Source organism: Pelotomaculum propionicicum, from assembly GCF_004369225.1.
Classification (GTDB): Bacteria; Bacillota; Desulfotomaculia; order Desulfotomaculales; family Pelotomaculaceae; genus Pelotomaculum_B; species Pelotomaculum_B propionicicum.
Genome location: NZ_QFFZ01000012.1, coordinates 70,240 through 82,198 on the forward strand (window position 1 = coordinate 70,240; position 11,959 = coordinate 82,198).

Consider the following 11,959-nt stretch of genomic DNA (forward strand, 5'->3'; position numbering starts at 1 on the left):
CCCCTACCTTATAAAACCCTGGTAACTGCGCATAAGAAGGTGTGACTCAACCTGCTTCATGGTATCAAGCGCAACACCCACAACAATCAGGAGAGAAGTGCCGCCAAAATAGATGTTGGGTATTCTTGTAGTTAATAGAACAAAGTTAGGCAGAATCGCTATTAAAGCCAGGAAAATAGCTCCGGCCAGCGTCACCCTGCTCATAATCCTGCTGATGTATTCAGCGGTAGGCCGCCCAGGTCTGAGCCCCGGTATAAACCCTCCGTACTTCTTGATGTTATCGGCAACGTCTGTGGGGTTCATAACCACGGCCGAATAAAAGAATGTAAAACCAATAATCAGCAAGGCGTACAGGACGGTATGCATGACTGTTCCCCACCCCAGGTACTTGCTGTAAAAAATTGATACAGCACTGCCCGAAAACATTTTAAATATAGTTTCCGGGAACATTAAAAGCGATGAAGCGAAGATGATCGGCATAACTCCCGCCTGGTTAACCCTGAGCGGCAGGTGGGTGGTCTGCCCGCCATATACCCTGCGGCCTACCACGCGCTTGGCATATTGCACCGGTACGCGCCGCTGTCCTTCCTGCACCGCCACCACTCCGGCAATGACAACCGCGCCGATTACAGCCAGTAAAGCAAGACTTAATACATTTATTGTCCCTGCGCTGAGGTATTCTCCCAGCCTGGCCGCGCCGGCAGGCACCCTGGAAACAATTCCAGCGAATATCAGCAGCGAAATACCGTTGCCGATACCTTTTTCAGTGATTTGTTCGCCGACCCACATCAGGAAAGTTGTCCCGGCAGTAATGGTCAGGGCTGTCATGACATAAGTCAGCGGCCCCGGATTCTGCAGTGAACCGCCTACGCCAATTACCATACCGATACCCTGGATAAAAGCCAGAACTACAGTAAGATACCTGGTATACTGGGTAATTTTCTTACGGCCTTCCTCTCCCTCTTTTTGAAGCCGCTCAAGATGAGGTATAACCACAGTGAGCAGCTGCAAAATGATGGACGCGTTTATGTAGGGCATGATGCCCATAGCAAAAACGGAAAAGTTCTTTAAGGCGCCGCCAGATATAATGTCAAAGAATCCAAAAATCACGCCGCTGTTGACCAACTCGGCAAATCTCTCCGTGTTGACCCCGGGCACCGGTATGTGGGCGCCCAGCCGGAAAATAAAAATCATCGCGAGTGTATAAAGAAGCTTTGTCCTTAATTCTGAAACCTTAAAGGCGCTCTTAAAACTTTCCAGCAATTAAATCACCTCTGCTTTGCCGCCGGCTGCCGTAATCTTTTCCTCAGCCGACTTGCTGAATGCATTGGCTTTAACAGTAAGAGATCTTTCAAGATTTCCTTGTCCTAAAATTTTTACCCCGTCGGCCGCCTTTTTGATAACCCTCGCCGCCAGCAGAGACTCCGGTGTCACAACGTCCCCGTCTTCAAAACAATTCAGCTGGCTGACATTGATGGCCGTAATCTCTTTGGAGAACGGGTTATAGAACCCGCGCTTGGGCATACGGCGCTGCAAAGGCATCTGGCCGCCTTCAAAGCCCGGGCGCACACCACCGCCGGAACGGGCTTTTTGTCCCTTATGGCCCCGGCCGGCTGTTTTTCCCAAACCTGAGCCGATTCCCTGACCCTTGCGGGTGGGCTTTGTCCTTGCCCCGGGAGCCGGTCTTAATTCGTGCAGTTTCACTGTCCCACCTCCCTTAGGCTTCCTCAACCTTAAGCAAATGTCCGACTTTATTGACCATACCCCTTACCTGGGGGGTATCTTCACAGATTACTGAACGGTTCGTTTTGGTCAGGCCCAGGGTACGCACAGTGACTCGCTGGTCTTCCGGACGGCCGATCAGGCTTTTGACCAGAGTAATCTTCAACTTAGCCAAGTTATTCCCTCCTAGCCCAACAATTCTTCTACAGTTTTTCCTCTCAGGCGGGCCACTTCTTCAGGGGTCTTCAGACTGCTGAGAGCCTCTATGGTTGCGCGAACCATATTGTTGGCGTTGTTGGAACCAAGCGACTTGGTGAGAATGTCTCTTATTCCGGCCAACTCCAGGATAGCCCGCACCGGACCACCGGCAATCACGCCTGTACCGGGGGCGGCAGGTTTCAAGAGGACCTTGCCCGCGCCAAATACTCCCGTAACCTCGTGTGGGATGGTGGTGCCGGACAGAGGAACTTTAATCAGGGACTTTTTCGCGTCCTCGATACCTTTGCGGATAGCCTCCGGTACTTCTCCAGCCTTGCCCAGACCGGCGCCGACGTGTCCTTCGCCGTCTCCGACCACCATCAGGGCTGAAAAACTAAACCTCCGGCCACCCTTGACCACCTTGGCAACACGGTTTATAAATACGACTTTTTCGGAAGTTTCCAGTTTGCTGGCGTCAATTCTTGCCATCTATTTCCCTCCTTTTTGAGACGTGAGATGTGAGAGGTTAGAGGTGAGACTCGATGGAATTTGCCTTTAGCAAATTCCTTTTATTCCGGCACCTGACACCTGGTGTCTTATTTCAATCCCCATTGGAATTCGCCAAAGCGAATTCCTTCTTAATCTCACTTCTCATTTCTCGCTTCTCACTTCTTATTTAAAACTCCAGCCCGCCAGCCCGGGCCGCTTCTGCCAGGGCTTTAATCCTTCCATGGTAAACGTAACCGGCGCGGTCGAAAACAACCTGTTTAATACCGGCTTCCTGCGCCTTTTCAGCCAGCAGCTTACCCACAGCCGCCGCCGCGCTGGCATTGCTGCCGTTGGGCAATTTCCCCTTTAACTCAGGGGCCAGGGTCGATACTGCAATAAGCGTATTGCCTTTTTCGTCATCAACAATTTGAGCATAAATATTTTGTAAGCTGCGGAACACGTTCAACCTTGGCCGCTCAGCAGTGCCGCTTATTTTTCTGCGGACCCTCTGCCGCCGAATACCCCGCAGGGCTTCACGACTGGGCTTGTTCAGCACGTTGAGATTCACTCCTTTCAGGCTTCATGTGCATGAACCATTCTTTAAGAATACAGGAGCCAGGAGTCAGAATACAGAATAAAATCTTTCTTCTTCTGAATTCTGAATTCTGTCTTCTGAATTCTTTATTTATGTTACTTCTTCCCTTTAGCTCCGGCTTTACCGGCTTTACGCCGTATTCTTTCACCTTCGTACTTAATTCCTTTGCCCTTATAAGGCTCAGGCTCTCGTACTGCGCGTACCGCTGCAGCCAGTGCGCCGACTTTTTCCTTGTCAAGACCCTTGATACTGATTTTAGTAGGGGCAGGCACTTCAATCTCCAAACCTGCCTCCGGCTGGATTTCCACCGGATGCGAATAACCTACCGCCAGCACCAGCTTATCGCCCTGCTTGGAGGCCCGGTAACCTACGCCGACCAGTTCCAGGTTTTTCTGAAAGCCGGTTGTCACTCCAACCACCATATTGTTAATAAGTGTACGCGTCAGACCATGCAGCGACCTGTGCGTTTTATTGTCAGTTGGCCGTTCTACAACCAGCCTGTTTTCTTCATACTTAATAATCATGTCCTGGTGTAATTCTCTTTCCAGCTGACCTTTCGGCCCCTTAACCCTGACAGTGCTTCCATCAATCGTGACGTCAACACCCGGGGGGACCGGAATAGGCTGTTTACCAATCCTGGACATCTCACACACCTCCAAATTCAGCCTTCAGTCACAGGACATCAGACTTCGGACTGATTGTTGTGGCTACCAAACGTAGCATATTACCTCGCCGCCCAGGCCTTCCCTGCGAGCCTTTTTATCAGACATAATTCCTTTTGACGTTGAGATAATAGCAATACCGAGGCCGCCTAAAACCTTCGGAACATCATCTTTGCGGGCGTAAACCCTTAAACCTGGCTTGGAAATCCTTTTCAAGCCGGTAATCACCCGCTCTTTACCGGTGCCGTATTTTAAATAGACCCTAATAATACCCTGCTTGCCGTCGTCAATAAACTCATAATCCTTGACAAAGCCCTCATCCCGCAGGATAGCTGCAATAGCCTTCTTCATCCTGGAAGCAGGCGCTTCAACTTTATCGTGATAAACCGTATTGGCATTACGGATACGGGTTAAAAAATCTGCAATAGGGTCGGTCATAACCATGCAAAAAACCTCCTTCCTTAATTCAGAGGCCTGAAGGAACCGATGCCGGATGTCTGATCTGATTCTTCTGAAACCTACTTATGGATTCAAATTAATCTTCTCAGGCTCCAACTTCTGATTTCTTCCTTCCATATTCAGACCTCTGACTTCTTACTTCTGACTTCTGAGCTACCAGCTGGATTTGCGGATGCCGGGGAGTTCCCCTTTATAAGAAAGTTCTCTGAAACAGATCCGGCAAATCCCGAATTTTCTCATATAGGCGTGAGGCCTTCCACAAAGCTTGCACCTATTATATGCCCGTACTTTAAACTTCGGAGGACGCATCGCTTTTAGAATCATAGATTTTTTTGCCAACATCTTCCCTCCTTTTGGTGGTAGGTCGTTGGCCTTTGGTCGTTGGATTTTTGCCGGAATTCGCCAAGGCGAATTCCTTCTATCCTAACCACTAACCACCAACCACTAACCACTAATTATGCTGCCTTAAACGGCATGCCCATTAATCTCAATAGTTCCCTGGCTTCTTCGTCAGTCTTAGCCGTAGTGACAAAAATAATATCCATACCGCGAATCTTATCAATCTTGTCGTAATCAATTTCAGGGAACATGAGTTGTTCCCGGACACCCAGGCTGAAATTTCCTCTGCCGTCAAAGGACTTCGGTGAAACGCCGCGGAAGTCACGCACCCTGGGCAGGGCTATATTAAACAGCTTATCTACGAAATCGTACATGCGCTCACCGCGCAGGGTTACCTTCGCCCCCACAGTCATGCCGGCGCGCAGCTTAAAGGCGGCTATAGATTTTTTAGCTTTGGTTGTTACCGGTTTTTGACCGGTAATAGTCATCATATCATTGACAGCCGCATCGATGATCTTAGAATTCTGAATGGCTTCACCCAAGCCCATATTTACAACAACTTTTACCAGTTTGGGCGCCTGCATTACGTTCTTATAGCCAAATTTCTGCATCAGGGCAGGGATAACATCGTTTTTGTACTTATCCTTAAGCCTGGACAATGGCCAACCTCCTTCCTTGGTGGTGGGTGGTGGGTGGTGGGCTGTTGGTCGTTGGATTGCTTGTCGGAATTCGCTAAAGCGAATTCCTTCTATCCCAACCACTAACCACTAACTACCAACTACTAAATTGATTCCCCGCATTTTTTGCAAATGCGTACTTTCTCATCGTTTTCCAGTATCTTTTTACCAACCCTGGTGGGGCTGTTACATTTATTACAGTATAGCATAACATTTGAACTATGGATGGGTGCTTCTTTTTGCATGATGCCCCCCTGCGGCACCTTTTGGGTAGGCCTGGAGTGGCGTTTGACCACGTTGACCCCTTCTATAACAACCCGGCTTTTATCAGGTATCACAGAAAGGACCTTGCCCTTCTTACCAGCATTTTTGCCGGTTATAACCAGTGCTGTATCTCCTTTGCGAACATGGACCTTCTGCCTGGTTTTTTGTTCAGCCATGTAATATCACCTCCGATATGAGTCGTGAGTCGTGGGTCGTGGGAAGTGTGTATATCCTGCATTCCTTTAGGGGTTTAACCCTTGAAACCTGCTTACATTCTCACGTCTCACGTCCCAAATCCCAATTCTCAAAGTACTTCCGGCGCCAGGGAAACGATCTTCATAAAATCGCGGTCCCTTAACTCACGCGCTACCGGACCAAAGATACGGGTTCCCCGCGGGCTTTGGTCATCCTTGATGACTACGGCGGCGTTTTCATCAAACTTGATATATGAACCGTCCGGACGGCGCACCTCTTTTTTAGTACGTACAACAACAGCCTTAACAACATCGCCCTTTTTAACGACGCCGCCTGGTGTGGCCTCCTTGACGGAACAAATAATAATATCACCTACACTGGCGTAGCGGCGCAGCCCCCCGCCCAAAACACGTATGCACATCAGTCTGCGTGCTCCGGTATTGTCCGCCACAGTAAGCATAGACTGGACTTGAATCACGGCAACTACCTCCTTGACATTAGAACCCCGTCTTAAATGCGTTCCGCCCGTTCGAGGATCTCTATTACCCGCCACCGCTTTTCTTTAGAGAGGGGCCGAGTCTCCATCATTCTTACCTTGTCACCGGTATGGCAGGAATTTTCCTCATCGTGCGCCTTGAATTTCTTGGTGCGGCGGATGGTGCGCTGGTACAGGGGGTGCCTGACCAGGGTTTCAACAGCCACGACTACGGTTTTATCCATTTTGTCGCTTACAACCTTGCCGGTAAGCACCTTGCGCATTCCACGCTCTTCCAATTCGTTATCCCCCTTTACGCCCTCTGGATACCCAGCTCGCGCTCACGAATTATGGTCTTAACCCGCGCGATTTTGCGGCGGACTTCTTGTAATTTCATTGGATTATCCAGCTGCCCGGTGGCCATCTGGAACCTTAACTTAAAGAGCTCGTCTTTATTGTCATTCAACTTTTTGCTCAGCTCGGCATCGGTCAATTCCCTGAGCTCTTTAACCTTCATTGACCTCACCTACTTCCCCGCGTTTAACAAACTTGGTTTTTATCGGTAATTTATGAGACGCCAAACGCATCGCTTCGCGGGCGTCCTCTTCGGATACGCCTGCCAGTTCAAACATAATTCTGCCTGGCTTGACAACTGCCACCCAGTATTCCGGGGTGCCTTTACCTGAACCCATACGTGTTTCCGCCGGTTTGGCCGTGACAGGCTTATCCGGGAAGATCCTGATCCAAACTTTACCGCCCCGTTTAATATGGCGGGTCATGGCAATACGGGCTGCTTCAATTTGTCTGTTTGTGATCCAGGCGGGTTCCAATGCCTGAAGTCCATATTCACCAAAATTAATTTCCCTGCCGCCTTTGGCCTTGCCTGTCATCCGCCCGCGGTGCTGTTTGCGGTGTTTAACCCTTTTCGGTATAAGCATGCCGCCTATTCGCCTCCTTCACCGGGAGCAGCTTTACCTCCCCTGGCCGGGGCATTTTTTACTGCCTTTGCTTCCGGTAAAATTTCTCCTTTGTAGATCCATACTTTAATACCAATTTTGCCGTAAGTGGTATTTGCCTCAGCAACTCCGTAATCTATATCCGCTCGCAGGGTGTGAAGCGGCACCTTGCCTTCGCTGTACCACTCGGAGCGGGCTATTTCAGCACCCGCCAAACGGCCGCCGCACGCAATTTTAATCCCCTTGGCTCCCATTTTCATTGAGCGGGACACAACCTGCTTCATAGCCCGCCTGAACGCGATCCTCTTTTCAAGTTGAGAAGCCACGTTTTCGGCTACAAGCTGCGCATCCAATTCGGGGACCTTGATTTCAACGATATTAACGTTGACCTGCTTACCTGTAAGGTTTTCCAACTGCCTGCGCAGGTTTTCAACTTCCACGCCGCCCCTGCCTATAACTATACCTGGCTTGGCTGTGTGGATGGAAACTTTGACACGGTTGGCCGCCCGTTCTATTTGGACACGGGAAATGCCCGCCGCAAAAAGTTTTTTCTTAATATACCTGCGTATCTTAATATCCTCGTGCAAGAGGCCCGCGTAATTCCTTTTTTCAGCAAACCACTTGCCTTCCCAATCCTTAATTATACCGATCCGAAGGCCTATAGGATTGACTTTTTGCCCCACTTAAATTTATCCCTCCTTTTTATCGCCCACCATTACGGTAATGTGACTGGTGCGCTTACGCAGAACATCTGCGCGGCCCATGGCCCGGGGCTGATAACGTTTCAAGGTGGGCCCCTGGTCAACATAGCACGCTGTTACGAACAATTCGTCTTTGTCCAGCTGCAGGTTGTTTTCAGCGTTTGCCGCTGCCGACTTAACAACCTTGGTAACCACTTCCGAGGCCCGTTTGGGTGTATATTTCAATATCGCCAGGGCCTCATCCACTTTCTTCCCCCGGATAAGGTCGATTACTTGGCGGACCTTACGCGGGGATATCCTAACGTACTTAGTTATGGCCTTAGCTTCCAACGGTCTTACCTCCCATTTTGGCAGTGAGTCGTGGGCCGTTGGACGTGGGATTCAGGTATTCCTCCCGGGTCTTTTGGACCCTTAAAACCATCCCTGGTATTCTCACGTCTCACGTCTCATTTCTCACTTCTATTTCAATGCTGTAGACCTTTCGGTGTGATGTCCGTGGCCTCTAAAAACCCTGGTGGGTGCGAATTCACCTAGTTTATGGCCTACCATATCCTCGGTGATATAAACGGGAACGTGCTTTCTGCCTTCATGCACAGCGATAGTATGGCCTACCATTTGCGGGAAGATTGTAGAAGCCCTTGACCAGGTCTTAATAACCCTTTTATCACCGGTTTCATTCATTTTTTCTATTCTTTTTAACAGCCTTTCTTCACAAAACGGCCCTTTCTTCAATGAACGACCCAAAACGCAACCTCCCTTCATTTTGGTCGTGAGTGGTTGGACGTTGGCCGTTGGATTGGATGTTGGAATTTGGCTTTGCCAAATTCCTTCTCAAATCTAACCACCAACCACTAACCACCTACCACTATTTTGTTCTTCTCTTAACGATCAATTTATCGCTCGGCTTTTTCTTTCTGGTGCGCGCGCCCAGAGCAGGCTTGCCCCAGGGAGTTACCGGGTTGCGTCCTATGGGTGAACGGCCCTCGCCACCGCCATGGGGGTGGTCAACCGGGTTCATCACCACACCCCGGACTGTCGGGCGAATGCCCATCCAGCGCTTGCGCCCGGCTTTCCCAATGGTAATGTTTTCGTGTTCAACATTGCCTACCTGGCCAATAGTGGCCCTGCATTCCTGCAGCAGCAGCCGCATTTCGCCGGATGGCATCCTGATGTTGGCGTATTTGCCCTCCTTGGCCATTAACTGTGCCGAAGCGCCCGCCGAGCGGACCAGTTGGCCGCCGCCTTTGGGATATAGCTCAATATTGTGGACCATGGTGCCGAGTGGGATATTCCTGAGAGGCAGGCAGTTGCCTACTTTGATGTCTGCGTCCGGCCCGGAAACCAGCGTTTGCCCGACTTCAAGGCCAACCGGGGCAATGATATAACGTTTTTCACCATCGGCATAATTAAGCAGGGCAATGCGTGACGAACGGTTGGGGTCATACTCAATACTGACGACCTTGGCCGGAATACCGTCTTTATCCCGTTTAAAATCAATTATCCGGTACATCCGCTTATGGCCGCCGCCATGGTGCCTTACTGTCAGTTTCCCCTGAGTATTGCGCCCGCCGCTCTTCTTCAAAGGCTTAACCAGTGACTTTTCAGGCTCCGACTTGGTAATCTCTTTGAAATCAGATACGGTCACAAACCGGCGACCGGGTGATGTTGGCTTAAACTTCTTTACAGCCATAGGTGTTTACACCTCCTAACCACAAAATTACATGCCTTCAAAAATTTCAATTTTATCGCCTTTTTTCAAAGTAACTATGGCTTTTTTGGTGTCGGGAGTCCTGCCTGGAATACGGCGGACTCTTTTGATTTTACCTTTAACGTTCATGGTATTGACTTTTTCTACTTTAACTTTGAAAATTTTTTCTACAGCCTGTTTAATTTCAGTCTTATTGGCTCTGGGATCCACCACAAAGGTATACTTGTTATCTTGTAGTAAGGATGTGCTTTTTTCAGTAACCACCGGTCTTTTTAAAACGTCTCGGGGATCCTTCATTATGCAAACACCTCCTCAACCCTGACCACGGCGTCCTTTGTGATAACCAGCTTATCGTAGGAAAGTATGTCGTAAACATTGAGCCCTTCAGCTGTTAAAGGCTTGATATTGGGAATGTTCCTGGCTGATTTCTCTACCGTTTCATCCTTATCAGCCGTTACCAGCAGAGCGTCACCAACCTTGAGGTTGTTTAATATTTTAGCCATATCGCTGGTTTTAGGCTGCTCCAGCTTTAATTCATCCAGAACAAGGATGTCTCCGGTATTTACTTTAGACGAAAGGGCTGATTTAAGCGCCAGCCTTCTCACTTTCCTGGGCAGATTGTATCCGTATTTGCGTGGATGCGGGCCAAAAACAATCCCGCCGCCGCGCCAGATGGGTGAACGGATAGTGCCGTGGCGAGCCCTGCCGGTGCCTTTTTGGCGCCAGGGCTTACGGCCGCCGCCGCTTACCTCCGACCTGGTTTTAGTATCATGAGTCCCCAGGCGCCGGCCGGCCAACTGCATTATAACAGCATCATGCAGGACCGGCTCATGGACTTCCACACCAAAGATTTCTTCTTTCAGCGTCACTTCGCCGACCTGTTCACCGTTGATATTGTACAGCGCTACTGTAGGCATGAGATATATCCTCCTTCACTGGGACGTGAGACGTGGGACGTGTCGTGGTATTTTATATTCACGACGTAGGATGCCATGTCTTGTATCCCCAGTCTCATGTGCAAATGTTTCGTGGAACACAAGGTCTCACGTCTCAATCCTCACGACTCTTCGTGGATGGTTTGACCAGCACCAGCCCGCCTTTAGGGCCGGGCACCGCCCCTTTAACAGCCAGCATGTTGCGGTCAGCGTCAACTATTACTACTTCAAGGTTCTGTACAGTGACACGCTCGGCTCCCAAGTGGCCGGGCAGCTTTCTTCCCTTAAAAACCCTGGCCGGGCCTTTCGCTCCCAAAGAGCCGGGCCGGCGGTGGTACTTTGAACCATGCGCCATTGGGCCGCGGTGAAAGCCGTGGCGCTTGATGCCACCAGCAAATCCTTTTCCTTTGGTTGTCCCTACTACGTCTACCTTTTCACCAGCGGTGAAAATATCGGCTTTGATTTCTTGGCCTACTTTATAAGCTTCCGGATCTGCAACGCGCAATTCTCGCAAATAGCGGAGCGGACGGACCCCGGCTTTGGTAAATTGCCCTTTAAGCGGTTTGGTAAAAAGGCGTTCCCTTTTGTCGCCGAAACCAATCTGAATGGCGCTGTAACCGTCTTTACCAGGTGTTTTGGTCTGGACAACCAGGCACGGGCCCGCTTCAATTACAGTTACGGGAATAGCTATACCCTGATCTGTAAAGATCTGCGTCATGCCAATTTTTTTACCTAGAATACCTTTTGGCAACACTTGCCACCTCCATTTTCTGTGATAAGAGGTTGATTTCTCAACATTACCTCTATTCTTAGGAGAATACAGTAGTCAAGAGTCATTCTTCAAGAATACAGGAGTCAGGAGTCAGAATACAGAATAGAATCTTTTTCTTTTGTCTCATCTGTCTTCTGGATTCTGGATTCCTTTTTCTTCTGAATTCTGAATTCTAAAGCTTTATCTCGATATCCACCCCCGCCGGCAGGTCGAGGCGCATTAAGGCGTCAACCGTCTTGGGCGTGGGCTCAAGGATGTCAATCAGCCTCTTATGTGTGCGCATTTCAAACTGCTCGCGGGAGTCCTTGTTGACGTGGGGGCTGCGCAGAATAGTATAAATGTTTTTTTCCGTGGGCAGCGGTATTGGGCCGGCCACGGAAGCGCCTGTCCTTTTTGCTGTATCTACAATCTTTTGCGCAGACTGGTCAAGCATGTGATGGTCAAAAGCCTTTAACCTGATCCTGATCTTCTGGCTTTTCATACTTTTTAGGTCCTCCTTTACGCCCGATTACCGGACTTTCTCGGTGAAAATTCCCCATTTTGGTAGTCGGTTGTGTGTAGTCGGTAGTCGGATTGCTTGTTGGAAATCGCCTTTGGCGATTTCCTTCTAAAATCTGACTACTTACTACCGACTACTGACTACTGAACTGGCAACCTTTCACCTCATCGCATTTAATCAAAAGTGTTTATTCTTTAACTCCTGTCACAACACCGGCGCCCACAGTGCGGCCGCCTTCGCGAATGGCAAAGCGCAGGCCCTCTTCTATGGCGATCGGGGTGATCAGCGCGATGTCAATCTGGATGTTGTCACC

Annotated in this window: 23 protein-coding genes; all 23 read right to left on the bottom strand. The window is 49.6% G+C overall.

The annotated features are described in order from the left end of the window. Positions 1-3: 3 nt before the first annotated feature. Positions 4-1,263, bottom strand: a complete 1,260-nt coding sequence (gene secY, locus Pmgp_RS07565) for a preprotein translocase subunit SecY (RefSeq protein ID WP_134213390.1) — start codon at positions 1,261-1,263, stop codon at positions 4-6. Beyond that, the gene (gene rplO / locus Pmgp_RS07570; RefSeq protein WP_134213391.1) at positions 1,264-1,704 is read right to left on the bottom strand and encodes a 50S ribosomal protein L15; all 441 of its coding nucleotides are present in this window, start codon (positions 1,702-1,704) and stop codon (positions 1,264-1,266) included. A gap of 13 nt (positions 1,705-1,717) precedes the next feature. Beyond that, the gene (rpmD, locus tag Pmgp_RS07575; protein ID WP_134213392.1) at positions 1,718-1,897 is read right to left on the bottom strand and encodes a 50S ribosomal protein L30; all 180 of its coding nucleotides are present in this window, start codon (positions 1,895-1,897) and stop codon (positions 1,718-1,720) included. A gap of 11 nt (positions 1,898-1,908) precedes the next feature. Continuing rightward, positions 1,909-2,409, bottom strand: a complete 501-nt coding sequence (gene rpsE, locus Pmgp_RS07580) for a 30S ribosomal protein S5 (RefSeq protein WP_134213393.1) — start codon at positions 2,407-2,409, stop codon at positions 1,909-1,911. Positions 2,410-2,596: 187 nt separating this feature from the next. Next, positions 2,597-2,965 carry a 50S ribosomal protein L18 gene (gene rplR, locus Pmgp_RS07585; protein ID WP_134213394.1) on the bottom strand — a complete coding sequence of 123 codons (369 nt, stop codon included), beginning with the start codon at positions 2,963-2,965 and terminating at the stop codon, positions 2,597-2,599. Positions 2,966-3,099: 134 nt separating this feature from the next. After that, positions 3,100-3,648 (bottom strand): 50S ribosomal protein L6, encoded by a 549-nt coding sequence (gene rplF, locus Pmgp_RS07590; RefSeq protein ID WP_134213395.1) that lies wholly within the window; start codon positions 3,646-3,648, stop codon positions 3,100-3,102. Between the two features lie 63 nt (positions 3,649-3,711). After that, a complete protein-coding gene (gene rpsH, locus Pmgp_RS07595) occupies positions 3,712-4,110 on the bottom strand; it encodes a 30S ribosomal protein S8 (RefSeq protein WP_134213396.1) in 399 nt (132 codons plus the stop codon). Between the two features lie 168 nt (positions 4,111-4,278). After that, positions 4,279-4,464 carry a type Z 30S ribosomal protein S14 gene (locus tag Pmgp_RS07600; protein WP_134213397.1) on the bottom strand — a complete coding sequence of 62 codons (186 nt, stop codon included), beginning with the start codon at positions 4,462-4,464 and terminating at the stop codon, positions 4,279-4,281. Positions 4,465-4,580: 116 nt separating this feature from the next. Next, entirely contained in the window at positions 4,581-5,123 is a 543-nt protein-coding gene (gene rplE / locus Pmgp_RS07605; protein WP_134213398.1) for a 50S ribosomal protein L5, read from the bottom strand. A gap of 122 nt (positions 5,124-5,245) precedes the next feature. Further along, the gene (gene rplX / locus Pmgp_RS07610) at positions 5,246-5,581 is read right to left on the bottom strand and encodes a 50S ribosomal protein L24 (RefSeq protein ID WP_134213399.1); all 336 of its coding nucleotides are present in this window, start codon (positions 5,579-5,581) and stop codon (positions 5,246-5,248) included. A 128-nt stretch (positions 5,582-5,709) separates the two neighbouring features. After that, complete coding sequence (gene rplN / locus Pmgp_RS07615; protein ID WP_134213400.1) at positions 5,710-6,078, bottom strand: 50S ribosomal protein L14; 369 nt, start codon at positions 6,076-6,078, stop codon at positions 5,710-5,712. 32 nt (positions 6,079-6,110) lie between these two features. Beyond that, positions 6,111-6,359: a 30S ribosomal protein S17 gene (rpsQ, locus tag Pmgp_RS07620; protein WP_134213414.1), complete on the bottom strand. Its 249-nt coding sequence runs from the start codon at positions 6,357-6,359 to the stop codon at positions 6,111-6,113. A 29-nt stretch (positions 6,360-6,388) separates the two neighbouring features. Further along, positions 6,389-6,592 (bottom strand): 50S ribosomal protein L29, encoded by a 204-nt coding sequence (gene rpmC, locus Pmgp_RS07625; protein WP_134213401.1) that lies wholly within the window; start codon positions 6,590-6,592, stop codon positions 6,389-6,391. Continuing rightward, the gene (gene rplP / locus Pmgp_RS07630) at positions 6,582-7,013 is read right to left on the bottom strand and encodes a 50S ribosomal protein L16 (protein WP_134213402.1); all 432 of its coding nucleotides are present in this window, start codon (positions 7,011-7,013) and stop codon (positions 6,582-6,584) included. Before rplP ends, rpmC begins: the two co-directional genes overlap by 11 nt. Positions 7,014-7,018: 5 nt before the next feature. Further along, positions 7,019-7,714, bottom strand: coding sequence for a 30S ribosomal protein S3 (gene rpsC / locus Pmgp_RS07635; protein WP_134213403.1), 696 nt, complete (start codon positions 7,712-7,714; stop codon positions 7,019-7,021). 6 nt (positions 7,715-7,720) lie between these two features. Next, positions 7,721-8,062, bottom strand: coding sequence for a 50S ribosomal protein L22 (gene rplV / locus Pmgp_RS07640; protein ID WP_134213404.1), 342 nt, complete (start codon positions 8,060-8,062; stop codon positions 7,721-7,723). A 129-nt stretch (positions 8,063-8,191) separates the two neighbouring features. After that, positions 8,192-8,476: a 30S ribosomal protein S19 gene (gene rpsS / locus Pmgp_RS07645; protein WP_134213405.1), complete on the bottom strand. Its 285-nt coding sequence runs from the start codon at positions 8,474-8,476 to the stop codon at positions 8,192-8,194. A gap of 121 nt (positions 8,477-8,597) precedes the next feature. Continuing rightward, positions 8,598-9,422: a 50S ribosomal protein L2 gene (gene rplB / locus Pmgp_RS07650; RefSeq protein WP_134213406.1), complete on the bottom strand. Its 825-nt coding sequence runs from the start codon at positions 9,420-9,422 to the stop codon at positions 8,598-8,600. Positions 9,423-9,449: 27 nt separating this feature from the next. Further along, positions 9,450-9,737: a 50S ribosomal protein L23 gene (gene rplW, locus Pmgp_RS07655; RefSeq protein ID WP_134213407.1), complete on the bottom strand. Its 288-nt coding sequence runs from the start codon at positions 9,735-9,737 to the stop codon at positions 9,450-9,452. Then, a complete protein-coding gene (gene rplD, locus Pmgp_RS07660) occupies positions 9,737-10,357 on the bottom strand; it encodes a 50S ribosomal protein L4 (RefSeq protein ID WP_134213408.1) in 621 nt (206 codons plus the stop codon). Before rplD ends, rplW begins: the two co-directional genes overlap by 1 nt. Before the next feature lie 133 nt (positions 10,358-10,490). Then, positions 10,491-11,126 (bottom strand): 50S ribosomal protein L3, encoded by a 636-nt coding sequence (rplC, locus tag Pmgp_RS07665; RefSeq protein WP_134213415.1) that lies wholly within the window; start codon positions 11,124-11,126, stop codon positions 10,491-10,493. Positions 11,127-11,319: 193 nt separating this feature from the next. Further along, positions 11,320-11,628 carry a 30S ribosomal protein S10 gene (gene rpsJ, locus Pmgp_RS07670; RefSeq protein ID WP_134213409.1) on the bottom strand — a complete coding sequence of 103 codons (309 nt, stop codon included), beginning with the start codon at positions 11,626-11,628 and terminating at the stop codon, positions 11,320-11,322. Positions 11,629-11,833: 205 nt separating this feature from the next. Then, the coding region (locus tag Pmgp_RS07675) for an EF-Tu C-terminal domain-related protein (protein ID WP_486644362.1) at positions 11,834-11,959 on the bottom strand (126 nt) is incomplete at its 5' end.

What these genes read in the sequence shown, in the direction of transcription:
- rpsE (WP_134213393.1), bottom strand. Translation starts at nt 2,409, where the DNA reads ATGGCAAGAATTGACGCCAGCAAACTGGAAACTTCCGAAAAAGTCGTA.
- rplF (WP_134213395.1), bottom strand. Translation starts at nt 3,648, where the DNA reads ATGTCCAGGATTGGTAAACAGCCTATTCCGGTCCCCCCGGGTGTTGAC.
- rpsH (WP_134213396.1), bottom strand. Translation starts at nt 4,110, where the DNA reads ATGGTTATGACCGACCCTATTGCAGATTTTTTAACCCGTATCCGTAAT.
- rplX (WP_134213399.1), bottom strand. Translation starts at nt 5,581, where the DNA reads ATGGCTGAACAAAAAACCAGGCAGAAGGTCCATGTTCGCAAAGGAGAT.
- rpsQ (WP_134213414.1), bottom strand. Translation starts at nt 6,359, where the DNA reads ATGCGCAAGGTGCTTACCGGCAAGGTTGTAAGCGACAAAATGGATAAA.
- rpmC (WP_134213401.1), bottom strand. Translation starts at nt 6,592, where the DNA reads ATGAAGGTTAAAGAGCTCAGGGAATTGACCGATGCCGAGCTGAGCAAA.
- rplP (WP_134213402.1), bottom strand. Translation starts at nt 7,013, where the DNA reads ATGCTTATACCGAAAAGGGTTAAACACCGCAAACAGCACCGCGGGCGG.
- rplB (WP_134213406.1), bottom strand. Translation starts at nt 9,422, where the DNA reads ATGGCTGTAAAGAAGTTTAAGCCAACATCACCCGGTCGCCGGTTTGTG.
- rplW (WP_134213407.1), bottom strand. Translation starts at nt 9,737, where the DNA reads ATGAAGGATCCCCGAGACGTTTTAAAAAGACCGGTGGTTACTGAAAAA.
- rplD (WP_134213408.1), bottom strand. Translation starts at nt 10,357, where the DNA reads ATGCCTACAGTAGCGCTGTACAATATCAACGGTGAACAGGTCGGCGAA.
- rpsJ (WP_134213409.1), bottom strand. Translation starts at nt 11,628, where the DNA reads ATGAAAAGCCAGAAGATCAGGATCAGGTTAAAGGCTTTTGACCATCAC.